The sequence below is a fragment of the Streptomyces sp. 13-12-16 genome (genome assembly GCF_002114215.1).
Classification (GTDB): Bacteria; Actinomycetota; Actinomycetes; order Streptomycetales; family Streptomycetaceae; genus Streptomyces.
This window is the reverse complement of sequence record NZ_NCTE01001507.1, coordinates 548-825: the sequence shown is the minus strand read 5'-3', so window position 1 is coordinate 825 and position 278 is coordinate 548. Positions and strand designations below refer to the sequence as shown.

The 278-nt window shown below is 78.8% G+C and carries 1 pseudogene; it reads right to left on the bottom strand.

The features are described 5' to 3' along the window. A pseudogene (locus B7767_RS44135) lies at positions 1-278 on the bottom strand (MFS transporter); the annotation flags it as partial.

Here is a 278-nt window from a genome sequence, read left to right as displayed (position 1 = left end):
CGCCGCGACCACCGCCGCCGGGTGGCCGCCACGGCGGCGGACCGCGCCCGGGAGCAGCGGACGCCCCCCGGTGTGCAGCGCGACCGCGGTCATCGGCAGTGCGACCAGCAGCAGACCGGTACCGAGCACCGCGCCCATCACCGGGAACCCGGCCTGTGCGGACAGCACGCTGCCGGTCAGCGGCCCGGCGGCGGTCCCCAGGGACGACGCCGAGCCGACCAGCACGGCCCACCGCCCGCGCGGGTCCAGCGAGGCCGCCAGCCCGATCAGGTACGACA